The 23,378-nt window shown below is 75.1% G+C and carries 26 protein-coding genes; 10 read left to right on the top strand and 16 right to left on the bottom strand.

Annotated features, from left to right (window positions below):
• Window positions 1-200: 200 nt before the first annotated feature.
• The 3 genes from VGB14_15285 to VGB14_15275 are packed head-to-tail and all read right to left on the bottom strand — an operon-like array spanning window position 201 to window position 3,143.
• Window positions 201-623: a GNAT family N-acetyltransferase gene (locus VGB14_15285; protein ID HEX9994291.1), complete on the bottom strand. Its 423-nt coding sequence runs from the start codon at window positions 621-623 to the stop codon at window positions 201-203.
• A gap of 20 nt (window positions 624-643) precedes the next feature.
• A complete protein-coding gene (locus VGB14_15280) occupies window positions 644-2,170 on the bottom strand; it encodes a citrate synthase (protein HEX9994290.1) in 1,527 nt (508 codons plus the stop codon).
• 10 nt (window positions 2,171-2,180) lie between these two features.
• Window positions 2,181-3,143, bottom strand: a complete 963-nt coding sequence (locus VGB14_15275; GenBank protein ID HEX9994289.1) for a hypothetical protein — start codon at window positions 3,141-3,143, stop codon at window positions 2,181-2,183.
• Between the two features lie 57 nt (window positions 3,144-3,200).
• Between VGB14_15275 and VGB14_15270 the strand changes: the two genes are divergently transcribed.
• From VGB14_15270 to VGB14_15260, 3 genes are read left to right on the top strand one after another with little or no spacing between them, the layout of a single operon-like run.
• Window positions 3,201-3,395, top strand: coding sequence for a hypothetical protein (locus VGB14_15270; protein HEX9994288.1), 195 nt, complete (start codon window positions 3,201-3,203; stop codon window positions 3,393-3,395).
• Window positions 3,355-4,206 carry a hypothetical protein gene (locus tag VGB14_15265; GenBank protein HEX9994287.1) on the top strand — a complete coding sequence of 284 codons (852 nt, stop codon included), beginning with the start codon at window positions 3,355-3,357 and terminating at the stop codon, window positions 4,204-4,206. Before VGB14_15270 ends, VGB14_15265 begins: the two co-directional genes overlap by 41 nt.
• Before the next feature lie 44 nt (window positions 4,207-4,250).
• Window positions 4,251-5,096, top strand: coding sequence for a PAC2 family protein (locus VGB14_15260; protein ID HEX9994286.1), 846 nt, complete (start codon window positions 4,251-4,253; stop codon window positions 5,094-5,096).
• A gap of 3 nt (window positions 5,097-5,099) precedes the next feature.
• Here the strand turns inward: VGB14_15260 and VGB14_15255 are convergent, their stop codons facing one another.
• The 5 genes from VGB14_15255 to VGB14_15235 are packed head-to-tail and all read right to left on the bottom strand — an operon-like array spanning window position 5,100 to window position 11,199.
• On the bottom strand, window positions 5,100-5,699 hold the full coding sequence (locus VGB14_15255; protein ID HEX9994285.1) for a TIGR00730 family Rossman fold protein: 600 nt from the start codon (window positions 5,697-5,699) through the stop codon (window positions 5,100-5,102).
• Window positions 5,696-7,105 (bottom strand): amidase family protein, encoded by a 1,410-nt coding sequence (locus tag VGB14_15250; GenBank protein ID HEX9994284.1) that lies wholly within the window; start codon window positions 7,103-7,105, stop codon window positions 5,696-5,698. Before VGB14_15250 ends, VGB14_15255 begins: the two co-directional genes overlap by 4 nt.
• Window positions 7,102-8,520, bottom strand: a complete 1,419-nt coding sequence (locus VGB14_15245; GenBank protein ID HEX9994283.1) for a wax ester/triacylglycerol synthase family O-acyltransferase — start codon at window positions 8,518-8,520, stop codon at window positions 7,102-7,104. The genes VGB14_15250 and VGB14_15245 overlap by 4 nt, the downstream gene beginning before the upstream one ends.
• A 19-nt stretch (window positions 8,521-8,539) precedes the next feature.
• A complete protein-coding gene (locus VGB14_15240; protein HEX9994282.1) occupies window positions 8,540-9,973 on the bottom strand; it encodes a M1 family aminopeptidase in 1,434 nt (477 codons plus the stop codon).
• The gene (locus VGB14_15235; protein HEX9994281.1) at window positions 9,973-11,199 is read right to left on the bottom strand and encodes a PQQ-dependent sugar dehydrogenase; all 1,227 of its coding nucleotides are present in this window, start codon (window positions 11,197-11,199) and stop codon (window positions 9,973-9,975) included. The genes VGB14_15240 and VGB14_15235 overlap by 1 nt, the downstream gene beginning before the upstream one ends.
• 91 nt (window positions 11,200-11,290) lie before the next feature.
• Here VGB14_15235 and VGB14_15230 point away from each other — a divergent pair, with 91 nt between their 5' ends.
• Window positions 11,291-11,770, top strand: a complete 480-nt coding sequence (locus VGB14_15230) for a hypothetical protein (GenBank protein HEX9994280.1) — start codon at window positions 11,291-11,293, stop codon at window positions 11,768-11,770.
• On the opposite strand, the gene VGB14_15225 is transcribed toward VGB14_15230, so the two are convergent.
• Window positions 11,767-12,450: an NUDIX hydrolase N-terminal domain-containing protein gene (locus tag VGB14_15225; protein ID HEX9994279.1), complete on the bottom strand. Its 684-nt coding sequence runs from the start codon at window positions 12,448-12,450 to the stop codon at window positions 11,767-11,769. The genes VGB14_15230 and VGB14_15225 overlap by 4 nt on opposite strands.
• A gap of 10 nt (window positions 12,451-12,460) precedes the next feature.
• A complete protein-coding gene (locus VGB14_15220) occupies window positions 12,461-13,813 on the bottom strand; it encodes an FAD-dependent oxidoreductase (protein ID HEX9994278.1) in 1,353 nt (450 codons plus the stop codon).
• 42 nt (window positions 13,814-13,855) lie between these two features.
• Between VGB14_15220 and VGB14_15215 the strand changes: the two genes are divergently transcribed.
• Window positions 13,856-14,032 (top strand): hypothetical protein, encoded by a 177-nt coding sequence (locus tag VGB14_15215; GenBank protein ID HEX9994277.1) that lies wholly within the window; start codon window positions 13,856-13,858, stop codon window positions 14,030-14,032.
• A complete protein-coding gene (locus VGB14_15210) occupies window positions 14,019-14,792 on the top strand; it encodes an HAD family hydrolase (GenBank protein ID HEX9994276.1) in 774 nt (257 codons plus the stop codon). The genes VGB14_15215 and VGB14_15210 overlap by 14 nt, the downstream gene beginning before the upstream one ends.
• On the opposite strand, the gene VGB14_15205 is transcribed toward VGB14_15210, so the two are convergent.
• Together VGB14_15205 and VGB14_15200 are read right to left on the bottom strand one after the other, a co-directional pair.
• Window positions 14,713-15,054, bottom strand: coding sequence for a hypothetical protein (locus VGB14_15205; GenBank protein ID HEX9994275.1), 342 nt, complete (start codon window positions 15,052-15,054; stop codon window positions 14,713-14,715). The genes VGB14_15210 and VGB14_15205 overlap by 80 nt on opposite strands.
• Window positions 15,051-15,527: a hypothetical protein gene (locus tag VGB14_15200; GenBank protein HEX9994274.1), complete on the bottom strand. Its 477-nt coding sequence runs from the start codon at window positions 15,525-15,527 to the stop codon at window positions 15,051-15,053. The genes VGB14_15205 and VGB14_15200 overlap by 4 nt, the downstream gene beginning before the upstream one ends.
• A gap of 26 nt (window positions 15,528-15,553) precedes the next feature.
• Here VGB14_15200 and VGB14_15195 point away from each other — a divergent pair, with 26 nt between their 5' ends.
• Window positions 15,554-16,048, top strand: coding sequence for a DUF427 domain-containing protein (locus tag VGB14_15195; protein HEX9994273.1), 495 nt, complete (start codon window positions 15,554-15,556; stop codon window positions 16,046-16,048).
• A 21-nt stretch (window positions 16,049-16,069) separates the two neighbouring features.
• On the opposite strand, the gene VGB14_15190 is transcribed toward VGB14_15195, so the two are convergent.
• Window positions 16,070-16,999: a sulfurtransferase gene (locus VGB14_15190; protein HEX9994272.1), complete on the bottom strand. Its 930-nt coding sequence runs from the start codon at window positions 16,997-16,999 to the stop codon at window positions 16,070-16,072.
• A 55-nt stretch (window positions 17,000-17,054) separates the two neighbouring features.
• Between VGB14_15190 and VGB14_15185 the strand changes: the two genes are divergently transcribed.
• Window positions 17,055-17,489: a SufE family protein gene (locus tag VGB14_15185; GenBank protein ID HEX9994271.1), complete on the top strand. Its 435-nt coding sequence runs from the start codon at window positions 17,055-17,057 to the stop codon at window positions 17,487-17,489.
• 63 nt (window positions 17,490-17,552) lie between these two features.
• On the top strand, window positions 17,553-19,250 hold the full coding sequence (locus VGB14_15180; protein HEX9994270.1) for a Rieske 2Fe-2S domain-containing protein: 1,698 nt from the start codon (window positions 17,553-17,555) through the stop codon (window positions 19,248-19,250).
• Window positions 19,251-19,259: 9 nt separating this feature from the next.
• Here VGB14_15180 and VGB14_15175 read toward each other — a convergent pair whose 3' ends face one another.
• The 3 genes from VGB14_15175 to VGB14_15165 are packed head-to-tail and all read right to left on the bottom strand — an operon-like array spanning window position 19,260 to window position 21,411.
• Window positions 19,260-19,910 (bottom strand): LmeA family phospholipid-binding protein, encoded by a 651-nt coding sequence (locus VGB14_15175; GenBank protein ID HEX9994269.1) that lies wholly within the window; start codon window positions 19,908-19,910, stop codon window positions 19,260-19,262.
• A 9-nt stretch (window positions 19,911-19,919) separates the two neighbouring features.
• Window positions 19,920-20,714 carry an ATP-dependent sacrificial sulfur transferase LarE gene (larE, locus tag VGB14_15170; GenBank protein ID HEX9994268.1) on the bottom strand — a complete coding sequence of 265 codons (795 nt, stop codon included), beginning with the start codon at window positions 20,712-20,714 and terminating at the stop codon, window positions 19,920-19,922.
• Window positions 20,707-21,411, bottom strand: coding sequence for an alanyl-tRNA editing protein (locus VGB14_15165; protein HEX9994267.1), 705 nt, complete (start codon window positions 21,409-21,411; stop codon window positions 20,707-20,709). Before VGB14_15165 ends, larE begins: the two co-directional genes overlap by 8 nt.
• Before the next feature lie 86 nt (window positions 21,412-21,497).
• Here VGB14_15165 and VGB14_15160 point away from each other — a divergent pair, with 86 nt between their 5' ends.
• Window positions 21,498-22,847, top strand: a complete 1,350-nt coding sequence (locus VGB14_15160) for an ABC transporter substrate-binding protein (GenBank protein ID HEX9994266.1) — start codon at window positions 21,498-21,500, stop codon at window positions 22,845-22,847.
• Window positions 22,848-23,378 lie beyond the last annotated feature (531 nt).

Raw genomic sequence — 23,378 nt, 5'->3', positions numbered from 1 at the left:
TCAGGGCCGAGCACCTCCTCCAACCGCTGGTGCAACCGGTACCTCGACGCCTCGGTGACCGCCACCGCCCCGCACCTCCGTCCACACGACCGACCGATGAGGGGCTCCCACGAGCCACCGAGCGACCCCGTTGAAGGGCGAAGTGATGCTACCCCAGACGAGCAGCAACGGATGACCAGCCCAGCTCCGGCGAGCGCGGGCTACCGGTCCTCGGGAGTCGTCAGGTCGTAGCGGTAGACGTTGGTGTCGCGCTGGTGGAAGCCGATGCGGCGGTAGAGGCGGTTGGCGGCCTCGCGGCTGGGGCGGCTCGTGAGGTCGACGGTCTTCGCCCCTGCCTCCCTCGCCCGCTCCAGGGCGGCCCGGTTGAGCGCCTCGCCGACCCCTTGCCCGCGGGCCGACTCGTCGACCACGACGTCCTCGATCCAGGCCCGCATGGCCGTCGGGATGCGGAACAGGGCGAGGGTCAGCGACCCGAGGATGGTGCCGTCGTCGTCCTCGGCGACGAACAGCACCGTCGCCGGCGAGCGGACGATCTCGTCGAGCTCGGCCTCCGTCGGGGGCGGGTTGGAGCGGGACAGCTGGGGCACCAGCCGGTCCATCGCCGCGACCAGCGCCGGCGTCACCTCCGTCGCCTCGCGCACCCTCATGCCGGCGGCACCGGCTGGGGCGGCGGCGGGCCGACGTAGCGGGCGTTCGGCCGGAAGATGCGGTTGTCGGCGGCCTGCTCGAGGATGTTGGCGCACCAGCCGATCACCCGGCTGGTGGCGAACGTCGGCGTGAACAGCTCCCTCGGCAGGCCGCACCGGGACATCACGACGCCGGCGTAGAACTCGACGTTGGCGTACAGCTGGCGGCCGGGCTTGAGCTCGGCCAGCACGTCGACGACGGTCCGCTCGACCTGCACGGCGAAGTCGGCGAGGTCGCCGCCGAGGCGCTGGGCGACGCCGCGCAGCATGACCGAGCGGGGGTCGTCGGTCTTGTACACCCGGTGCCCGAACCCCATGATGCGGTCGCCCCGCTCGACGGCGTTGCGGACCCAGGCGTCGGCGTTGGCCGGCTCGCCGATGGCGTCGAGCATGTCGAGCGCCCGGCTCGGCGCGCCGCCGTGCAGCGGGCCCGACAGCGCGGACACCGCCCCGACGACGGCGGCCCCGAGGTCGGCGCCGGTCGACGCGATCACGCGCGCCGCGAACGTCGACGCGTTGAACCCGTGGTCGACGGTGGAGATCAGGTACTGCTCGAGCGCCCTCGCCTCCTCGGCCGGCGGCACCTCGCCGGTGAGCATGTAGAGGTAGTTCGCCGCGTAGCCGAGCTCGGGGTGGGGCTCGATCGGCTCCTGGCCCCGCTGGAGCCGGTACAGGGCCATCACCAGCGTGGGGACGACGGCGCACGTGCGCAGGGCGTCGCGCCGCAGGGTGGCGGCGTCGACGTCGAGCCAGGCCCGCATGCCGGCGCCGTAGGCGAACAGCGACAGCGCCGTGCGCAGGGCGTCGAGCGGGACGAACGGGTCGGCCGCCCTGGCGATGGCGGGGAGCAGCTCGGCGACGGCCGGCGGGACGGCCCGCAGCGGGCGGACCTCGTCGAGGAACCGGGCCCGCTCGTCCGCCGTGGGCAGCTCGCCCTCGAACATCAGGTGCCAGACGTCCTCGAGCGACCGCTGCTCCGCCAGCTCCACGGCCGAGTACTGGCGGTAGTGGTAGAAGCCCTCCTGGCCCCGCACGTCGCCCACCGACGTCTCGGCGACGACCACGCCGGCGAGGCCCTTCGGCGCCTCGAAGGCGCCGGGCGAGGTCACCGGCCGGATGCTGGCGATCCGCAGCAGGTCCCTGATGGAGACCACGCCGACGGCCCGCCCGTCCTCGCACACCGGGATGTGGCGGTAGCCCTTCTCGGCCAGCCGGTCGAAGGCGGCGTCGGCCGGCTCGCCGGGGCCGACCGTGTCCGGATCGGGGGTCATCCAGTCGCCCACGACCGTCGTCCCCGGGTCGGTGCCGGCGGCGGCGACCCGGAGCAGGTCCCGCTCGGTGAGGATCCCGGTGACGGCCTCGCCGTCGACCACGATCACCGAGCCGACCGTCCGCTCGGCCATCCGGGCGGCCGCGGCGGCGACCGTGTCGGACGGCGTGGCGGTGACGACGGGCGCGCTCATCAGCTCGCCGACGGTCTGCACGCGGCGGAGCTTACGGCCGGGCGTAGGGGGCGAGGCGCGGCTCGGTCGGCGTGATGCCCGGGTCGGGCGGCGGGTTGCCGTCGAGCAGCTCGCGCAGCCCGATCGGCGCCAGCGCCACCGGGTCGGCGCCGTCGAACACCGTGCGGAGGCAGTCCGACGGGGCGAAGAACCGGGACGGGACGGCGCCGCCGGGGTGGGTGAGCGCGTCGATCACCGCGTCGTGCACGACGGCGTCGGCCACGAGGCCGAGGTGCTCGACCGGGCGGCCGGGGCACAGCGACTGCACGGAGAGGTTGGTCCCGCCGTCGAGCCTGGCGGAGCGCTGGGGCTGCACGAGCTCGTCGAACTGCGTCGAGACCGAGGTGAAGGAGACGGCGCCTGGCGTCTCGTCGCCGTCGTTCAGGGCCCGCAGGAACCTCGAGCCGTGCTGCATCTGGAGGCACGACCCGGTGCAGCCGGCGACGCCCACGACGTCGGCGGCGGCCGCCCCGTGGTTGGGCGTGCCGAGCATGACGAGGTCGTCGACGGCGGCCCGCACGTCCGGCCACCACTTCACCGCCCACCGGGGCTCCAGCCCGCCCTGGGAGTGGCCGACGACGTCGACCGGGCGCCCGGTGACGGCGGCGACGACCCGCACCGCGTGCACCACGTACTCGGCCGACACCTGGATGTCGCCGAGCGTGCGGTTCGGCATCGTCACCGTGCACGTGTCGAAGCCGGCGGCCGGCAGCGCGCGCCCGTAGTTCCAGCCCCAGTTCTCCTCGGGCGTCGCCCCCGTGCCGTGCACGAGCAGGACCGGCTCGTGGGCGCGGGCGGCGTCGGCCCAGGTGCACGAGAGCGCGGCGTCGAGCACGTCCTCCGGGGTCCGCAGCGGCGGGCCCGACGACGCGGCCGCCGGACCGGCCGGACCGGCGGCGACGAGCGCGGCCGCCGTGACCGCCACCACACCAGCCAGGCGCCAGCAACTGTTCACGCGGCCGTCATACCCCGGTCGGGCACAGGACACGGCCGCTCCCTACCGTCGCCCCCCATGGCGCTCGACGGACTCCTCCGGCGGCTCGGCCGGCTCGGCCCGGCCGGCGCCACGGCGAACGCGGTCGACGCCGTCGCCCACGCCCGGCGCGTGGAGCGGGTGGTCGACGACCTCGCCGGGCGGCTCCCGGTGCCCCCGTATGCTCCGCCCGATGGAGCCCAGGGTGCGCGACGTGAGCCGCCGGCTGCGTGACGTCGCCGAGCCGCTCGCCGCCAACGTCTACTTCGCGGCGGAGGCGCAGGACGCGTACGCCGAGCTCGGCGTCACGTCCTACGGCGCCGGCTACTTCTGCTCCCGCTCGGCGTGCATGGGCCAGCTGCCCGGTGAGGTCGTGGCCGCCACGTTCGGCGTGTTCGACCCGGCGCTCGTCACCCGCTCGGTGCGCAAGGGCTGGTCGATCACCGACGCGCCCTCGATGCTCGAGGCCCGCCGGCGGGGCGCCACCGCCGCGCTCCGGCGGATCCTCGGCGACGAGCCGGCCGGCGCGGCGTGGGCCACCGGGGCGCTGCGCTCCGCCATGGAGGCGGCCCCGCTGGCCGGGCGGCCGATCTTCTCCGGCCTGCGCAGCCTGCCGTGGCCGGGCGACCCGCTCGGCGACCTGTGGCGGGCCGCCGACCTCGTCCGCGAGCACCGGGGCGACGGGCACGTCGCCGCCTGGGTGGCGGCCGGTGTCGACGCCGTCGAGATCACCCTGCTCACCGAGCGCTGGTGGGGCCTGCCGCCCGGCAGCTTCGCCCCGACGCGGGGGTGGAAGGCGGACGCCATCGAGGCGGGCACGGCCCGGCTGGTCGAGCGGGGCCTCGCCGAGGGCGACGGGCTCTCCGCCGACGGCCGGGCGCTGCGCGACGCCATCGAGGAGGCCACCGACCGGGCCGAGGCCGAGGTGGTCACCGCGCTGGGCGACGACGCCGACCGGGTGATCGACGCGCTCGGCCCGCTGGCCAGGGCCGTCCTCGACTCGGGCGGCTACCCGGCCCCGCAGCCGTCGACGGTCCCCCGCTGAGGGGGAACCGTCGTTCGCGGCCCGCCCCCCGGTAGGGTCGTGCCATGGAGCACCTCCGCTGGTCGTCCAGACCGGAGCTCCACCAGCCCGTGGTGGTGGCGGCCTTCGAAGGCTGGAACGACGCCGGCGACGCGGCGAGCACAGCGGTCGCCTGGCTGCGCGACCGGTGGCAGGCGCGGCGCTTCGCCTCGATCGACCCGGAGGACTTCTTCGACTTCACCTCCACCCGGCCCCACGTCGAGCTGGTGGACGGCGTCACCAGGGAGATCCGGTGGCCGGCCAACGAGTTCTCGGCGGCGAGGGTGGACGACCGCCTCGACGTCGTGCTGCTCGCCGGCACCGAGCCCCAGCTGCGGTGGCGGACGTTCTGCGAGCAGGTGACCGACCTCGCCCGCACCTACGACGCCCGCATGGTCGTCACGCTCGGCGCGCTGCTGGCCGAGGTGGCCCACTCCCGGCCGGTGTCGGTGGTGTGCACGTCGTCGGACCGCGAGCTGATGCGCCGGCTCGGCGTGTCGGCGTCGACCTACGAGGGGCCGACCGGCATCGTCGGCGTGCTCCACGACGCCTGCCGCAGGGCCGGCCTCCTGTCCGCGTCGCTGTGGGCGGCGGTACCGGCCTACGTGCCCGGCGCGCCGTCGCCGAAGGCCGCGCTGGCGCTCGTCGAGCGCACCGCCCAGCTGCTCGACGTGGGCGTGACGACCACCGACCTCGAGATCGCCTCGGCCGCCTACGAGCGCCAGGTGAGCGAGGTGGTGGCCGGCGACGAGGACATGGCGGGGTACGTGGCCCGGCTCGAGGCGAGGGACGACGAGGAGGACGGGGACGTCAGCCCCGGCTCGCTCGTCGAGGAGGTCGAGCGCTTCCTCCGCAACAGCTCGGAGGACTGAGGCTCAGGCCTCGTCGAGGTCGATCCACTTCCCGACCGCCGGGACGCGGTGGGTGCGGAGCACGGGCAGCAGGTCGTCCACCCGCAGGACGTCGGCCACCAGGCCGAGGCTGTCCTCGCGCAGGAAGGCGGCGTCGGCCATCGAGCGCAGCAGCGCGTGGAGGGGGCGCCAGTAGCCGGCGACGTCGAGGGTGGCCACCGGCTTGTCGGAGATCCCGAGCTGGGCCCACGTCGCCACCTCGACCAGCTCCTCGACCGTGCCGATGCCGCCGGGGAGGGCGACGAAGGCGTCCGACCGGTCGAACATGACCTGCTTGCGCTCGTGCATCGAGCGCACCTCGACCAGCTCGGTCAGCCCCGGGTGGGCGACCTCCCGCCGGAACAGGCCCCGCGGGATCACCCCGACCACCTCGCCGCCGGCGGCCAGCGCGGCGTCGGCCACCGTGCCCATCAGGCCGACGGCGCCGCCGCCGTAGACGAGCCGGATGCCCGCGCCGGCGAGGAGCGCGCCCACCTGCCCGGCGACGGCGGCGAAGGCGGGGTCGGCGCCCGGCGACGAGCCGCAGTAGACGCAGACCGACCGCAGGTCGCGCCCGGCGCTCACGCGGCCGGCGCGTGGCGGGGCCAGGGCCTGGCCTCCTCCAGCACGCGGGCGAGGCGCAGCACGACCTCGTCGGCGTGACGGCGGACCATCACCTGGAGGCCGACCGGCAGCCCGTCGGCGGTCAGGCCGGCGGGCACCGAGACGGCCGGGTTCCAGCACAGGTTGGCGAGCATGGTGAACGGCGTCGCCATGGCCCCGCTCGGGACGGCGCGGCCGCCGATCTCGGTCGGCGGCGGGCCCTCCGCGGCGAAGGCCGGCACCGCCGTGGTCGGGGTGAGCAGCACGTCGACGTCGTCGAACACGGCGCCGACCTCCTCCTCCAGCCGCCACCGGCGCCGGGCCACCCTGGCCAGCCGGGGCACCTCCATGTGCTCGGTCTGCTCCAGCGAGCGGCGGACCCACAGGGTGACGTCGTCGGCCATGGCCGGCCACTGGCCGTCCTCGACGTCGAGCCACAGGTCGAGCGCGCCGGCCGACAGCCACAGCCGCACCGGGTCGGTGAGCACGACGGGGCGGTCGACGGCGACCAGCCCGGCGGCGTCGACGAGGGCCGCGGCCGCCGCCGCGGCGACGGCCTCGACCTCGGGGTCGACGACGGCGAAGCCGAGGTCGGGCGACCAGGCGGCCCGCAGGCCGGCGACGTCGAGGGACTCGGCGGCCTCCTCGTAGCGCACGGCCGGCGGCGGCAGCGACGTGCGGTCCCGGTCGTCGGGGCCGGCGGTGACGTCGAGGTGGCGGGCCGCGTCGCGCACGGTCGTCGCCATCACGCCGTACACCGAGGTCTGCGACGCGTTGACGCGCGGGTGGGGGATGCGCCCGAAGCTCGGCTTCATGCCGACCAGCCCGCTGAACGCGGCCGGGATCCTCGTCGACCCGCCGCCGTCGCTGGCCGTGGCCATCGGCACGAGGCCGGCCGAGACCGCGGCCGCCGACCCGCCGCTCGACCCGCCCGGCGTGCGGGCCGGGTCCCACGGGTTGCGGGTCACGCCGAAGACCTTGGTCTTCGTGAAGTTGAGCGTGCCGAACTCGGGCGCCGCCGTCTTGCCGATCGGCACGGCACCGGCGGCCCGGAGGCGGGCGACGTGCACCGAGTCCAGCCCCACCGGGCCGCGGTCGGCGTAGAGCAGCGACCCGCGGGTGGTGGGCATGCCGGCGCAGTCCTCCAGGTCCTTCACCCCGAACGGCACGCCGGCGAACGGGCCGGGGTCCTGGCCCCGGCGGACGGCGGCGTCCACGCCCCGGGCGGCGGCGATCGCCAGGTCGGCGTCGACGTGGACGAACGCGTTCAGCCGGGGGTTGCCGGCCTCGACGGCGGCCAGCGCGGCCTCGACGGCGTCGACCGCGGAGCGCTCGCCGCGACGCACGGCGTCGGCCAGGTCGGTGGCCGACGGCGCCCGCCCCGTCACCGGTTGACGGCCTCGGCCAGCTCGGTGAACGCCTTCTCGACGCCCTCGCCGAGCACGGCGAGGTCGGGGAGCAGGTCGCGGTCGCCGGTCAGCCCGAAGGACAGCTGCCCGTCGTAGGAGACGATGCCGATGGTGAGGCCCTGCCCGTCCACGATCGGGACGTAGGGGAAGGCCTCGAGCATGCGGGCCCCGGCGCAGTAGAGCGGGAACTGGGGGCCGGGCACGTTCGTGATCGTGAGGTTCACCGCCCGCGACCGCACGGTGAGGCGCGACGCCATCGACACGAGGGTGGGCGGCGCGTAGTCGAGCATCGAGATGATCGTCTGGGCCCCGAGGGCCTGGCCGGACTCGCGGGCCGACCGGATGCTGGCATGCACGCCGCGCAGGCGCTCGGCCGGGTCGGGCTCGCCCACCGGCAGGTCGGCGACCATCATCGACACCCGGTTGCCCAGCGTGCCCCGCTCCGCCTCGCTGCGCACCGACACGGGGACCATGGCCCGCAGCACGAGGCCGTCGACGGGGACCTCGCGGCTCTGGAGGTAGGTGCGCAGCGCCCCGGCGCAGGCGGCGACGACCACGTCGTTGACCGTGATCCGCTCGCCCTCGACGGCCAGGCCGGCGGCCCGGTCCTTCAGCGAGCGCACGCCGTCGAAGGGGACCCTGGCCATCTCGAAGCGCCGGTGGGGCGTGATCGGCTCGTTCCACGGGGCCCTCGGCGCCGGCGCCGCCGTGGCCGTGGTGAGCGCCCGGCCGACGGCGGCGGCCCGGTCGGCCAGCTGCTTCGGCCCCCGCAGCGCGGCGCGCAGGGAGCGGGCCGCCTCGACCGGGTCGGTCACCCGCTCGACCACGCTCTCGACCAGCAGCTGGGCCGACGACGGCGGCGGCTCGGGGTCCCACGGCTCGGCCTCGATCACGGGCGGGGTCGGCTCCAGGTCGAGGAGCACGGTGGCGACGTCGACCCCGGAGATCCCGTCGACCAGGCAGTGGTGGGTCTTCTGGATGATCGCCACCCGGTCGCCGGCCACCCCCTCCACGAACCACAGCTCCCAGAGCGGGCGGCGGCGGTCGAGCTTCTGGGCCTGCACCCGGCCCATCAGCGCCTTCAGCTGCTCCTCGCTGCCCGGCCGGGGCAGGGCGGTGAGCCGCACGTGGTAGGCGAGGTCGAAGCCGTCGTCGTCCACCCACACCGGCCGGCCCTGGTCGAAGGGCACGGTCATCAGGCGCTTGCGGAAGCGGGGGACGAGGTGGAGGCGGCCGGCGATCAGCGCCCTCGCCTCGTCCAGCCGGAAGCGGCCCGACTCGTCGAAGAACGGCGCCCCGTCGAACATGGCCAGCGAGCCGACGTGCATCGGCTGGTGGTCGTCCTCGATGTGGAGGAACATCGCGTCCTGCGCGCTCAGGCGCTCGTAGCTCACGCCCGGGATCGTACGCGGGTCAGGGCGCGAGCCCGTAGGGCGCGAGCGTCGCCTCGGCGTCCGGGAACACGAGGCGGAGGGCGTCGAACAGGTCCGACGGGCGGGCGATGCCGTAGGCCCGGTCGGCCACGTAGTGGCGCAGGGCGCAGTCGACGAGGTCGTCGTCGCCGAGCTCGTGCAGGGCGAGGGCCGACTGCACGTAGACGCCGCGGTAGTAGCTGTCGAGGTGGCCCTCCCAGAACGTCATCGGGTCGCCGGCGTGGCCGGTCGCGTCCTCCGGGACGGGCTGGGGCAGGCCGTCGATCGGCGGCACGTCGACCCTCGTCTGGGCCCAGGTGGCCAGGCCCTCGTCGAGCCACGGGTCCCGGCCCTGGTCGTTGCCGACGAGGCCGTAGAACCACTGGTGGCCGACCTCGTGGGCCACGTGGTCGACGGTCTCGGGCCCGTGGAAGATCGTCGCCGGGTACTCGATGCCGCCGGGCAGGCCGGCGGTGACGGCGATCGACAGGTCGGGCCACGGGTAGGGCGCGTAGCGGGCGCCGAAGTCCTCCAGGGCCTCGACGGCGGCGGCCGCGTACGCCTCCGGGTCGTCCGCCAGGCCGTCGGCGACCCCGACGGTGACCGTCACCGGGTCGGGCGCGGCGGCCGTCGCCGTCGCCGTCGTGAACCGGCCGACGGACAGGCCGACGTCGCGCACCGCCTCCGCCGTCCACGTGCCGCCGTCGCCGGCCCGGCCGGTGCCGAGCACCGAGTAGCCGGCCGGCACCTCGACCTGCAGCTCGAAGTCGGCGCTCGGCGCCGTCGACGCCTCCGCGTACCCGGCCGTCGGCGGGTCGGTGGCCCAGCCCACCCCCGGCTCCCAGGCGAGCAGGGGCAGGAAGGAGCCGAGGCGCAGGCTGTCGCCGTCCTTCGAGACGCGGTCGGTGGTCGGGCCGGGCACGGTGAGGTTCCAGGGGAGGCCGACCTCGACCGGCTGGCCGGCGGCCAGCTCGCCGGGGAGCCGCACGACGAGCGTGGTCGGGTCGGGCCGCTCGGAGGCCAGCGCGCCGAGGTCGGGCGAGGTCACCGGCCCGACGTCGAGGACGACCCCGGCGCCGGCCGGCCGGGGCCCGTTCGGCCACAGCCGGAACACGAGCCGGTCGGTCGGCAGGTCGGGGGTGAAGCGGGCCCGCAGGGTGCCGCCGATGGTCCCGGCCTCGGGGTCGACGGTGGCCTCGACGGCGTAGGACGGGCGCTGCTGGTCGGGCACGGCGGGGGGCGGCACGGCCGGGCAGCCGTCCTCGTCCACCGTCGTGCCCGTCGACGCCGGGTCCGAGCCGGCCGAGGACGAGCCGGTGGTGGCCGCCGACGACGAGGGCCCCGCGGCGCGGTCGCCGTCGCCCCCGCCCGACGAGCAGGCGGCGGCCAGCAGCGCGGCGACGGCGACGGCGGCCAGCGCGGCGGGCGGCCGCACTACCCCGTGTACACCAGCCGCCGCACCTCGCCGCCGTTGGCGTAGGTCGTGTAGTACATCGACCGGCCGGTGCCCGGGCCGAACAGCAGGGTGGTCGGGCCGTCGGCCAGGACCCCGAGCTCGGTGGCCCCGCCGCCGGACAGGTCGAGGGCGAACAGGCGGTTGCAGCCGAAGTCGGCGAACAGGTAGTCGCCGTCGTACTGGGACGGCCAGGCGCCGGCCGGCACGAACGCCCCGCCGGTGATCGAGTGGCAGCCGGTCGCGTGCGAGTAGTCCCACACCGGGTTGGTGAGGCCGGCCGGGGGCGGGCCGCAGTTGGTGAACGACCCGGTGACGCAGTGGCCCTCGCGGATGTTCCACCCGTAGTCGGCGCCGGGCTGGGCCTCGTCGATCTCCTCCCACGCGCTGCCGCCCACGTCGTTGACGAAGAACCGGGTGGAGCGGCTGTCGGTGTCGAAGCCCATGCGGAACGGGTTGCGCAGGCCGGTGGCGAAGATCTCCTGGCACACGGTGCCGGGGGTGGTCCGCCCGGTCACGTTGCAGCGGGCCGTGCCGGGGCCGGTGAACGGGTTGCTCGCCGGGATGCCGCCCCTGCGGGTGATGCGCAGCACCTTGCCGACCAGCGTGTGGCGGTCGCGGGCGGCGTTGTTGGCGTCCTGGCAGCCGCTGTCGCCGGCGTAGTCGCACCCGCCGTCGCCGATCGTCACGTACAGGTTCCCGTCCCGACCGACCTTGACGTCGCCGGCGTTGTGGTTGCCGCCGTACGACGGCATGCCGTCGATGAGCACCCGCTCGCTCGCCGGGTCGACGACGTCGTCGTTGCCGAGCGTGAACCGGGAGACCCGGTTGACGGGGTGGCGGGGGTCGTTGAACGGGCACGCGTCGCCGGCGCCGTACGTGTAGAAGACGTAGATCCAGTGGTTGGACGCGAACGCCGGGTCCACGGCGATGCCGAGCAGGCCCCGCTCCGACTGGTCGCAGGTCTTCGCCGTGATGTCGAGCGCCGGCTGGGACACGAGCGTGCCGTTCCTGATGACGCGGATGCGGCCGGGCTGGGTGGTGACGAGGAGGCGCCCGTCGGGCGTGAAGGCGAGGGCCGTCGGCTCGGGCACGGCGCTCACGAGCCGGTCGGCGAACCCGGGCGGGAACGCCGTCGCCGCGCCCGAGACAGGGGCCGGCGCGCCGGCCACGACCAGCATCGACGCCACGAGCGCGACCGCCGCCACCACTGCCGCTCGACGACCCATCCCCCACCTCCCGGCTCGACGGCTGAGGCCGGCATCTTCCCACGGTCGGCGGCAGGTACGGTCACGGCCCGTGCCCGACCTCGTGCCGACCTGCGTCTGGCGGGCCACGCCGGCCCTGGTCGTGGCCCTGGACGACCGGTTCGGCGAGCCGGTCGACGCCTACGTGAACGGCGCGCAGACGTGGCTGCGCGACGACGGCCCCGGCGGCATCACGATCGAGTGGCGGCTCCACCCGGTCGCCGGGTACCGCCGGCCGCCGGGGACGACGACCGAGGAGGTGTTCCCGGCGACGGCGCTCGCTCTGGCCACCGGCGGCGAGCCGCCGGCCCCGCTCGACCGGCTGTGGGACGGGCTCGAGGCGTTCCCCGCCTACGACGACGAGGTGGAGCCGGCCCCACTGGCGGCGGCGCTCGCCGAGGCCGTCGGCACCCCGCCCGACGCCACCGGCCTCGTCGACCACCAGGCCATCGGCGACGCCTGGGAGGCGGCCGGCGGCCGGCTGTCGATCGTCGACGCCCTCCTCGCCCAGCTGTCCGGGGGCGACGGCTAGTCCCGCCGCCAGGCCGGCGAGCGGGGGCTGTCGAACAGCACGTCGAGGGGCTGGCCCCGGATGGCGGCGAACGCGTGGGGGCCCCACCGCTCCGCCCCGGCGAGCGGCGACGGGAGCCGGTCCTCGGCGAACCAGCCGACGTCGGCCGTCTCGAGCGGGTGGGCGGCCAGCTCGCCGCCGAGGGCCCGGCAGTGGAACACGAGCGAGTACAGCGGGATGCTGGTGAACCCGAGGCGGAGGCCGTCGAGCACGGCGATCAGGCGGACCGGCTCGCAGTCGATCCCGGTCTCCTCCCGCACCTCCTTCACCGCCACCTCGGACGGCGAGTAGCCGACGTCCGCCCACCCCGTCGGGTACAGCCACACGCCGGAGTCGGCCCGCTGCACGAGCAGGATCTCGCCCTGGTCGTTGCCGACGACGGCGCCCACCGCCACCTTGGGGGTCACGTAGCCGGCCACCCCCCGGCCCACGCCCTTCATCCACTCGGCCACCAGGTGGCCGGCGTCGAACGGGGAGCCGGCCGCGACCCGGATGTCGGCCGCGACGGCCAGCACCTCCTCGAAGCGCTCCCGCTCGTAGAGGCTCTCGGTGAACCCCAGGCCCGTCCTCGCGATGCCGGCCAGCGCCTCGCTCCACCGCAGCAGGTCGCCGGTGGTCGGGCCCGGTCGCTCTCCTGGCACGCGGCGGAGGCTACCGGCGGTCGGCGTCCACGGCGGCGGCGGCCGAGCGGGCGGCGACCAGCACCGGGTCCCACACCGGGGCGAACGGCGGCGCGTAGGACAGGTCGAGGTCGACCAGGTCGTGCACGGTCATGCGGCCCGACAGGGCGGTCGCGAGCACGTCGATGCGCTTGGCCGCCCCCTCCTCGCCGACGATCTGGCCGCCGAGGAGCCGGCCCGTCTCCCGCTCGGCCACCAGCTTGACGGTGATCGGCGCCGCGCCGGGGAAGTAGCCGGCCCGCGTGGTGCTCTCGATCCGGGACGTGACGAACCGGAACCCGTCGACGGCCGCCTCACGCTCGGTGAGCCCCGTGCGGGCGACCTCGGTGCTGCACACCTTGGTGACGGCGGTGCCGACCACCCCGGGGAACGTGGCGTAGCCGCCGCCGATGTTGACCCCCGCCACCCGCCCCTGCTTGTTGGCCACCGTCCCGAGGGCGATGTGGAGGTTGCGCTGGGAGACGAGGTGGAACGACTCGGCGCAGTCGCCGGCGGCCCACACCCCGTCGGCCGACGCCTGCTGGCGGCGGTTGACGACGATGGCGCCCCGCACGCCGGTGGCCAGCCCGGCGTCGGCGGCGAGCTCGGAGTTGGGCCGCACGCCGAGGCCGAGGACGACGAGGTCGGCGTCGAAGCGGCCGTCCGCGGTCAGCACGGCGCCCGGCTCGAAGGCGATCACCGGGGTGCCGAGGTGGAGGTCGATGCCGTGCTTGCGGACGGCCGCGGCGACCAGGTCGGCCATGTCCTCGTCGAGGGTGCGCATCACCTGGCGCTCGCCCTCGACGACCGTGACCTCGGCGCCCCGCTCGACGAACGCCTCGGCCATCTCGAGCCCGATGTAGCCGGCGCCGACCACGACGACCCGCTCGCACCGGGACCGCCTGGCCGCCTCGAGCAGCCGCTCGCCGTCCTCCAGGGTCTGCACGCCGTGGATGGTCGGGAGGTCGATGCCGGGCAGGGCGGGCCGGATGGGCCGGGCGCCGGTGCCCACCATGAGCTGGTCGAAGCCGATCGTGATCGTGCGGTCGCGGGCGAGGTCGCGCACCTCGACGGTCCTCGCGTCGAGGTCGATGCCGACGGCCTCGTGGCGGAGGCGGACGTCGATGCGGAACCGGTCGCGGAACTCCTGGGGCGTGCGGGCGACGAGCGACTCGACGTCGTCGACGGCGCCGCTCACCAGGTACGGGATCCCGCAGGCCGAGTAGCTGGTGCGGCCGCCCTTCTCCAGGGCGACGATCTGGAGGTCGGGGCGCAGGCGGCGGGCCTGGGACGCCGCCGACATCCCGGCCGCGTCGCCCCCGATGACCACGAGCCGCTCGCCCATGGGCCGGGAGGCTACCGGGGGGCCTGTGGGAACATGGGGGCGATGGCCGTGCGCGAGGACTGCCGCCACTACGCCAGCCGGACGATGCCGGCCGGCGACCTGGTGCAGCGGTGCCGGCTGGGCGTCAACGAGGAGGCGCCGTTCGCCTGCCCCGCGGACTGCCTCTTCTTCGAGCCCCGCCACCTGTCCGACGCCGGCTGGGAGCGTGGCGACCGCTGACCCCCCGCCCGTCCGGGCGGTCCTGCTCGACTTCTACGGCACGCTCGGCGAGTCCGACTGGGTGGAGCACTGGTTCCACCAGGTCGTCGCCGAGCGGGGCTACGAGCTCGACCGCGACGCCGACCGGCGCTGGGCCATCGAGGCGTGGGACGGGCGGGAGCACGGCGAGCACTCGGCCGACGAGGCCGCCTACAACCGCTGGGAGCGGGAGCGCTGGCGGGAGGTGCTCGTGGCGTCGGACGTGGCCGAGGCCGACCTGGTCGCCCTGCTCGCCGACGTCGACGAGCGCCGGCGCCGGTTCCGCATGCGGGTCTACGACGAGGTGCCGGGCGTGCTGGCCGAGCTGCGGGCGAGGGGGCTGCGCCTCGGCATCTGCTCGAACTGGGACTGGGACCTCGACCGCCACCTCGAGGACGCCGGCATCGCCCACCTGGTCGACGCCCGGGTGTCGTCGGCCTGGGTGGGGTGCCGCAAGCCCCACCCCCGCATCTACCGGGCCGCCCTGGAGGCGCTCGGGGCGACCGCGGCCGAGACGGTGTTCGTGGGCGACAACTGGGCCTCCGACGTCCAGGGGCCGCTCGCCCACGGCATGCGGGCCGTGCACGTGTGGCGCCACGAGCGGGCGCCGTCCTGGGTCATGGAGCCGCCCCCGGCCGGCGACGTCCCGAGGATCGACGACCTCACGGGCCTGCTGGACCTGCTCCCGGCTCCCCGCCGAGGAGCCCAGGGAGGCGGCGGAAGAACTCGCTCCTCGCCATGACCTCGCCGACGCCGGCGGCCCTGGCGGCGTCGAGCGTGGCCCGGTCGACGTGGGAGCCGAACCCGATCGTCCTCGCCCCGGCGGCGGCCGCGGCGGCCAGGCCCTCGACGGCGCCGGGCCGGCTCAGGTCGGCCACCACGACGTCGCCCGGCCCCGTGCCGTCGGCCAGCGCGCCGCCGTCGCGGGCCCAGCGGGCGCCGGGCGCGGCGGCCCGCACCTTCGACCGGTCCATCAGGTCGGGGACGTAGGCGACGACCGTCACCGCTTGCCCTCCGCCCGCCGCCGGGCCAGGACGACCCACGCCTTCGCCGCGCCCCACGTCATCCCGAGGTCGTGGAGCGCGGGGTCGAGGTCGGCCCACGTGGCCGGGGACAGGTCGTACACGTCGTCGGGGAAGGAGCGCTCGGCGAACTCGTCGCGCACCACGGGCGGCACGCCGGCCCGGCGCAGCACCTCGGTCGGGTAGCGCACGGCGCCGCGGATCACCGCCAGCGGCCCGGTCGGCTGGGCGTCGACGTCGGTGGCGAGCAGGCGGCGCACGGCCCCGCCCACGTCGTCCCTCGCCCGCCGGCCGGCCTCGGCCGCCTCCTCCAGCACGGCGGGGTCGCCGTCCCGGCCGGCGGCGGCCAGCAGGCGGCGGACCGACCGGCCGACCCAGGCGGGCAGGGCGGCGTCGACGGCGTCGGCGAGGGCGGCCGCGTGCGCGGCGAGCGCGGCCTCCTCCTCGTCTCCCATCGGCCCGATGTTGGCATCCTGGCGGGATGGAGCCGCAGCGGGTCGAGCCCGGGCCCGGTCAGGAGTCGGTGTGGGACTACCCCCGCCCGCCCCGCTTGGAGCCGGTCGCCGCCCACCTCGTCGTCGTGCTGGCCGACACGGTCGTGGCCGAGACCCGGCGCGGCGCCCGCGTGCTGGAGACGAGCCAGCCGCCCGCCTACTACTTCCCGCCCGAGGACGTCCGCACCGACCTGCTCGTGGCGTCCACCGCCCGCACGTTCTGCGAGTGGAAGGGCCAGGCGACCTACGCCACCCTCGTGGTCGGCGAGCGGCGGTCGCCCGACGCGGCCTGGTGCTACCCGGCGCCGACGCCGCCCTTCGCCGCCATCCGGGGCTGGTGGTCCTTCTACCCGCAACGGGTCGACGCCTGCCTCGTCGACGGCGAGCAGGCGGCGTCCAACGAGGGCGCGTACTACGGCGGCTGGGTGACGAGCCGGGTCGTCGGACCGTTCAAGGGCGGGCCGGGCACCGCGCACTGGTAGCGCGGCGCCCGGCCCCTCCCGCTACTCGATGGGCGGCCGGACGGGCAGGCCGGGCCGCTCGATCGGGGCCCGCACGAGGTTGCCCCACTCGGTCCACGACCCGTCGTAGTTGCGCACCCGCGGGTACCCGAGCAGGTGGGTGAGCACGAACCAGGTGTGGCTGGAGCGCTCGCCGATCCGGCAGTAGGCGATCACGTCGTCGTCCCGGGACAGCCCCTGCTCGACCGTGTAGATGGCGGCCAGCTCGTCGGCCGTCTTGAACGTGCCGTCCTCGTTGGCCGCCCGCTTCCACGGCACGCTGCGGGCGCCGGGGATGTGGCCGCCGCGGAGGGCGCCCTCCTGCGGGTAGTCGGGCATGTGCAGCTTCTCGCCCGAGTACTCCTCGGGGGACCGGACGTCGACCAGCGGGGCCTTGGCCCGCACGTGGTCCTCGACGTGCATGCGGTAGGCGCGGATGCCGGTGTCGTCGCGGGGCACGACCGGGTAGTCGGTGGCCTTCACCGTCGGCGTCTCGGTGGTGAGGGGCCGGCCCTCGGCGATCCACTTGGCCCGGCCGCCGTCGACCAGGCGGGTGTCCGGGTGGTCGAACAGCGAGAACACCCAGAGCGCGTAGGCGGCCCACCAGTTGAAGTTGTCGCCGTAGAACACGACCGTCGTGCTGCGGCTGATGCCCTTGGCCCGCATGAGCGCGGCGAAGCCCTCGCCGTCCACATAGTCCCGCGTCACGGGGTCGTTCAGGTCGGTGTGCCAGTCGATCTTCACGGCGCCGGGGATGTGGCCGGTGTCGTAGAGCAGGACGTCCTCGTCGGACTCGACGACCACGACGTGGGGGTCCTGGAGGTGCTCGGCCAGCCACTCGGTGCTCACCAGGCGCTCGGGGTGGGCGTAGGCCTGGAACTTCGGGTTGTGGTCGACCTCGACGGCGGGTGCGGTCGGCTCGGCGGTGGTCATCGATGCCCTCCGGCTCGGCGGTTGAATTCCTGAGTTACTCGGTCACAATATCGGGGTGCCGACGCCCGCCAAGCTCGAACGCATCGTGACCCTCTTCGGCGGGGCGCCGAAGGACCTGCGCCTCCAGGCCCTCCTCGAGTACGCGAGGAAGGTCCCGCCCCTGCCGCCCGACCTCGCCGCCCACAAGGAGGCCATGGAGCGGGTGCCGGAGTGCCAGACGGCCTTCTTCCTCTGCGCGCAGGTCGACGGCGAGGACCGGGTCCACCTGCACTTCGACTGCCCGCCCGAGGCGCCCACCACGCGAGGCTTCGCCGGGATCCTGGCCGAGGGCCTCGACGGGGCGACCCGGGACGAGGTGCTCGGCGTGCCCGACGACTTCTACGACCGGATGGGGCTCGGGGAGGTCATCTCGCACCAGCGGCTGCGGGGCATGGGGGCGATCCTCGCCCGGCTGAAGCGCCAGGTGCGGGAGGCGCGGCCGGCCGCCTAGGGCGACGGCGGCTTTCGACAGTCGACGCTTGTTTTTCTCGGCCGTCGGCGCGACAGTGCCGCCATGGCGCTCGTCCCCGTCACGACCGTCGACCGGCTGCCCGTCGGCGGCATCCGCATGCTGAGGGCCGCCGGGCGGCGCCTGGCCCTGGTCCGCACCGCCGACGGCGTGTTCGCGCTGGACAACGCCTGCCCGCACGAGGGGTACGCGCTCACCCAGGGCGAGGTGAAGGGCGGCGAGCTCACCTGCGCCTGGCACAACTGGAAGTTCCGCCTCGCCGACGGGCGCTGCGTGCTCGGCGAGGAGGACGTGCGCAGCTACCCGGTGACGATCGCCGGCGGCGAGGTGCTGGTGGACGTCACCGACCCCGACCCGGCCGAGCTGCGCCCGAAGCTGCTCGCCAGCCTGCGCTCGGCCATCGACAACGGCTACGTGGGGCAGACGGCCCGCGACGTCGTCCGCCTGCTGCGGGCCGAGGCCGACCCCGGCGAGCTCGTGTGGGAGGCGGTGGCGTGGGGCGCCCCGAGGGCCGAGTTCGGCTGGGGCCACGCGCTCGCCTCGGCCACCGACTGCCTCGCCATCCTCGCCCGCTACGACGGCGACGCGCGCGCCCTGCCGATCGTCCAGGCCATCGCCGGGGTGGCCGAGGTCGAGCGGCGCCGGCCCCTACGCCCGGCGCCCGAACCGGCCCGGACGCTGCCGGCCGACCCGGCGAGCGAGTTCCGCCGCCTCGTGGAGGACGAGCGGGGCGACGAGGCCGAGGCGCTGCTGCGGGGCGGCATCGAGGCGGGGGCCGGGGCCGGCGAGCTGCGCCGCTGGCTGCTCGGCGCGGTGAGCGACCACCACCTCGGCTTCGGCCACGCCGCCATCTACACGCAGAAGGCGTTCGCACTGCTCGACGCGCTGGGCGAGGACCGGGCGGCCACCGTGCTGCCCCACCTCGTGCCGGCCGTGGTCGTGGCCACGAGGGAGGACAAGCTCCCGCCGATGCGCCCGTTCCTGCGGGCCCTGGCCGGCGCCGACCTGGGCGCGCTGGCCGAGGCGCCGCCGGCCGACGAGTGGGGGGACGACGGGCGCCTGCGGGGCGCCCTGCTCGGCCGGGACAAGGCCGCGCCGGCCGTCGAGGCGCTCCGGGCGCTGCGGGAGGGCGCCGGGGTGGAGCGGCTGCTCGACACCGTCGTGCTCGCCGCTTCCGAGCGGCTGCTGCGCTACGACCCGTCCGTCGACTTCGACCCGGCGACGGACTTCGGCTGGCTCGACATCACCCACTCGCTCACCTACGCCGACGCCGCCCGGTGGGCGTGGCGGGCCGAGCCCGGCCCCGACACGCTCCGCCTGGCGCTCTACACCGTCTTCCACGTGCACGACTCGGGGCGCTCCGAGTGGCGCCGCGGCGCGCCGGTCGAGACGCCCGAGGTCGAGCCGGCGACCGGCGACCTCCGGGCCGAGGTCGAGGCCGGCCGGCCCGACGCGGCGGTGGCGGTCGCCATGGGCACGCCGGTCGACGAGGCGGCGGCCGCGCTGGAGCGGGCGTCGCTCGCCGACCGGGCCGGGTCGTTCATCATCACCGCCCACCTGATCAAGACGGCGCACGCGGCGGCGAGGGAGGCGGCCCTCACCGGCTCGCCGCTCCCCGTGGCCGGGACGGCCCGGTTCATGGCCAGCCCCCGCCTCGAGCGCTTCGTGTCGTCGAGCACGTGGCGGGCCATCGACTTCCTCTCCGGCCGCGGCCCCGCCGACCTCGACGGCGAGGCCGGCTGAGGCGAGCGGTCAGCCGACCCGCTCGGACAGGTCGCCGATGGCCTGGACGAGCGCGGGCGGGAGGTCGTCGACGTCGCAGGCGAGGAGCACGGCGCCATCCACGATCTCGGCCGCCGGGTCGCAGGGCAGCAGGTCGGTGCTGGGCAGCGGGATCGAGACGGCCGGCAGGGGCTCGACGGCGAGCACGAGGGCCCGGTCCCGGATGGCCACCTGCGCCGTGATGGACACCTCGCCCGCCGTCACCGTCGCCTGGCCGGGCGTGAGGACGATCGTCGCCGCCGGCAGCAGCGCCTGGATGGCCGCCTCCTCCACCCTGGCCTCGAGCCGGGCGCCGTCGAGGTCGACCACCTCCACCCGCCGGTCGCCGAACAGCGCGCCCCGGTCGAGCACGAGGCCCGTCACCCTCGCCGTCAGGCGGGCGACCGCCACCCCCTCCTCCCGGACGTCGACCAGCTCGACGTCCATGTCGCCGACCTCGCCGGACAGCAGCAGGCGGGCGACCACCGGGAACGAGCGGAGGGTGACGTCGACCTCGCCGACGGCGTCGAGGTTTGCCTCCGCCTCCCGCTCGGCCTCGGCGTCCACCCACAGCCGCACGCCGACCTCGACGCCGACGAGCACGATGGCGAGGAGCAGCACGAGGACGACGAGCTTGCGCACGCCGGCCGCTCAGCGCCCGAGCGCGGCGTTGAGGTTGCCGGACCGCAGCCCCTCGAGGTCGAGGGTGACGTAGCGGTAGCCGGCGCTCCGGACGGCGGCGACGACCTCGTCGCGTCGGGCGAGGGCGGCCGGCAGGTCGTCGAGGGGCAGCTCGACGCGGGCCGTGTCGCCGAGGTGGCGGACCCGCAGGTCGCGGAAGCCGAGGCGGCGCAGCCCGGCCTCGGCCCGCTCGACCCGGCCGAGCAGGGCGACGGTCACCTCCGTCCCGTACGGGAGGCGGGAGGCGAGGCAGGGGGCGGCGGGCTTGTCCCAGGTGCGCAGCCCGAGTCGCCGGGAGGCCTCGCGCACGTCGGCCTTGGTGAAGCCGGCGTCGACGAGCGGGAAGGCCGCGCCCCGCCCGGCGGCGGCCCGCTGGCCGGGACGGTGGTCGCCGAGGTCGTCGACGTTCACGCCGAGCACGACCGTGCCGCCGCGCTCGGCCGCCATCGGGGCGAGCGCGTCCATCAGCGCGTCCTTGCACCAGAAGCAGCGGTCGCCGTCGTTGCGGCGGTACGCGGCGCGCTCCATCTCGGCCGTCTCGACCTCGGACCAGCGCAGCCCCCACTCGGCGGCCAGCGCCGCGCACCCCCGGCGCTCGTCGCCGGCGAGCGACGGCGACACCGCGGTGACCGCCGGCGCCGCCTCCGGGCCGAGCTCGTCGGCCGCCACCCAGGCGAGGAACGACGAGTCGGCGCCGCCCGAGAAGGCGACGACCACCCGGCCGAGGTCGCGGAGGCCCGACCGCAGCGCGGCGAGGTCACCCATCCACGACCTCGATGCGGATGCGCTTGTTGGCCTTGCCCTTGGACTCCGTCTTCACCACCCTGACCCTGCCCACCTCGCCGGTGGAGCGCACGTGGGTGCCGCCGTCGGCCTGCTTGTCGAGCCCGACGATGTCGACGACCCTGATCTCCTCGACGGTCTCGGGGATCAGGTTGACCTTCGTGCGGATGAGGTCGGGGTCGGCGAGCGCCGCCCCCCGCGGCAGGAACGACACCTCGATCGGGCGGTCGGCCGCGACCTCCTCGTTGACGAGCTCCTCGACCGTCGCGCCGAAGCCCTCGGGCAGCGGGTCGAACTCGAAGTCCATCCTGGCCGACAGCGGCTCCATGTTCCCGCCGGTGACGGCCTTGCCCCACCGGTGCCAGATCACGCCGCAGAGGACGTGGAGCGCGGTGTGGGTGCGCATCAGCGCGTGCCGGCGGTCCCAGTCGACCTCGCCGTGCACCGCGTCGCCGACGGCCGGCACGGCCCCTTCGAGGCGGTGCCAGACGTCCGGGCCGGCGGCGCGGACCTCGACGACGCGCGCCTCGCCGAGCGTCCCCGTGTCGTGCGGCTGGCCCCCGGAGGTGGCGTAGAACGCCGTCCGGTCGAGGGCGACGCGGTCGCCGTCGACGGCCGTCACGGTGGCGTCGAAGGCCCTCAGGTAGGCGTCACGGAGGAACAACCGTTCTGTCGCCATGTTGCGATTCTGCCCCCTACCGGCGCCCCCACATGATCGGCCCTACAATCCGGCGGCACGTATCGGACCAGCGGAGGGAACGAACCTTGATCCAACGGAGTCGCGCATGGCGCCTGCTGGCGCTCCTGTTCGCACTCACCCTCATCGCCGCGGCGTGCGGCGGCGATGACGATGACGACGACGGCACGGCGGCGGGCGACAGCACGAGCACCACGGCCGCCGACGACGAAGGGGGCGAGGACAGCTCCACGAGCAGCAGCACGGAGACGTCGATCGCCCCGAACGAGGGCGACGGCGTCCTGAAGTTCGGGACCCTGCTCCCGGAGACCGGCTCGCTGGCGTTCCTCGGCCCACCCGAGATCGCCGGTGTCAACCTGGCCATCCAGGAGATCAACGACGCGGGCGGCGTGCTGGGCCAGGACGTCGAGCTGGTCGAGGGTGACTCGGGCGACACCTCGACCGACATCGCCAACCAGACCGTGGACCGCGAGCTCGCCGAGGGGGTCGACGCCATCATCGGCGCCGCATCGTCCGGCGTCAGCCTGACGGTCATCGACAAGATCGTGGGCGCCGGGGTGATCCAGTTCTCGCCGGCCAACACGGCGAAGGAGCTGTCGACCTACGAGGACGACGGCCTCTACTTCCGGACCGCCCCGTCCGACATCCTCCAGGGCCAGGTGCTCGGCGAGATCATCGTCGAGGACGGCTTCAGCAACGTCGGCCTGTTCGCCCTGGACGACCCGTACGGCACGGGCCTCCTCGAGGACACCACGGCGTCGATCGAGGCCTCGGGCGGCCAGGTCGTCGAGTCCATCGTCTACGACCCGCAGGCCCAGACCTTCGACTCCGAGGTCGACGACATGGTGCGGGCCAACCCCGACGCCGTCGTCGTCATCGGCTTCGACGAGTCGGCCCGCCTGATCGCCACGATGATCGAGAAGGGCGTCGGCCCGGCCGACGTCCAGGTCTACGGCGTGGACGGCAACATGGGCAACGCCCTGGGCGAGCAGTTCACCGAGCCGGGCGCCCTCGAGGGCATGAAGGGCACCACCCCGCTCACCCAGCTCTCCGACGAGTTCAAGAACCGCCTGCTCGAGGTCGACCCCGAGCTCGTGGACTTCAACTACGCCGGCGAGTCCTACGACGCGGTGATCGTCACGGCCCTGGCGGCGGTGGTCGCCAACACCGATGTCCCGACCGACGTGGCCACCGAGATCAACGGGGTCACCAAGGACGGCGAGAAGTGCACGTCGTTCCAGGAGTGCCTGGACCTGATCAACGGCGGCACGACCGACATCGACTACGACGGCGTCACCGGCCCGCTGACGTTCACCGACGCCGGCGAGCCCGGCGAGGCGAGCTACGGCGTCCTGCAGTTCGGCCCGGAGAACGCCATCGACGACTCCCTCACGGAGTTCCGCACCGCCCAGCTGTAAGCACCACCGAGCACCAGCAAGGGGGCCCGGCCGCGAGGCCGGGCCCCTTTCGCGTCCGGGGCCTACGCCGGGCGGTGCCTCGCATCGAAGCGCGGCGGCAGGCACGGGGCAAAAGGACGCGAGCAGTACAGTCCCGCCGGCGGAAAGAGGGCCGGAACTGGTCAACGGGCTCGGCGTCCGGAGGACAGGTTGCGAAGGGCGAACCCGGAAGAGCTCGACGACGATCAGGTGTTGACGCAGTACGGCACCGCCTCGGACGGGTTCCGATGTCAGCCGCGTTGGTCCAAGGAGGACGCACTCTCGCTGATTCGCGGTCGACTGAGCGGCGAGGAGGCGTCGAGGGTCGTACGTCGAGGACGGCTCCTCGGAGAAGGGCGCGACCTCGCCCGCTACACGAGTGCCGGTACGCTGCGGCGAGCAGGCTTCGAGGTTCTGCACACTCCTACCCGACTCAACCCGGACCACGTATCCGTGAGGTTCAAGGATGACTGGGACGAGGAAGTGTGCGACGCTTTCGATGACGCCTTTTCC

Source organism: Acidimicrobiales bacterium (genome assembly GCA_036399815.1).
GTDB lineage: Bacteria > Actinomycetota > Acidimicrobiia > Acidimicrobiales > DASWMK01 > DASWMK01.
The sequence above is the reverse complement of the archived record's forward strand: the minus strand, read 5'-3'. Positions and strand labels throughout refer to the sequence as shown.

Excerpts from the sequence above, each read along its gene's own strand:
- VGB14_15270 (HEX9994288.1), top strand. The coding sequence starts at position 3,201 with ATGGCGCTCGACGGACTCCTCCGGCGGCTCGGCCGGCTCGGCCCGGCC.
- VGB14_15265 (HEX9994287.1), top strand. The coding sequence starts at position 3,355 with ATGGAGCCCAGGGTGCGCGACGTGAGCCGCCGGCTGCGTGACGTCGCC.
- VGB14_15260 (HEX9994286.1), top strand. The coding sequence starts at position 4,251 with ATGGAGCACCTCCGCTGGTCGTCCAGACCGGAGCTCCACCAGCCCGTG.
- VGB14_15220 (HEX9994278.1), bottom strand. The coding sequence starts at position 13,813 with ATGGGCGAGCGGCTCGTGGTCATCGGGGGCGACGCGGCCGGGATGTCG.
- VGB14_15215 (HEX9994277.1), top strand. The coding sequence starts at position 13,856 with ATGGCCGTGCGCGAGGACTGCCGCCACTACGCCAGCCGGACGATGCCG.
- VGB14_15200 (HEX9994274.1), bottom strand. The coding sequence starts at position 15,527 with ATGGGAGACGAGGAGGAGGCCGCGCTCGCCGCGCACGCGGCCGCCCTC.
- VGB14_15195 (HEX9994273.1), top strand. The coding sequence starts at position 15,554 with ATGGAGCCGCAGCGGGTCGAGCCCGGGCCCGGTCAGGAGTCGGTGTGG.
- VGB14_15190 (HEX9994272.1), bottom strand. The coding sequence starts at position 16,999 with ATGACCACCGCCGAGCCGACCGCACCCGCCGTCGAGGTCGACCACAAC.
- VGB14_15180 (HEX9994270.1), top strand. The coding sequence starts at position 17,553 with ATGGCGCTCGTCCCCGTCACGACCGTCGACCGGCTGCCCGTCGGCGGC.
- larE (HEX9994268.1), bottom strand. The coding sequence starts at position 20,714 with ATGGGTGACCTCGCCGCGCTGCGGTCGGGCCTCCGCGACCTCGGCCGG.
- VGB14_15165 (HEX9994267.1), bottom strand. The coding sequence starts at position 21,411 with ATGGCGACAGAACGGTTGTTCCTCCGTGACGCCTACCTGAGGGCCTTC.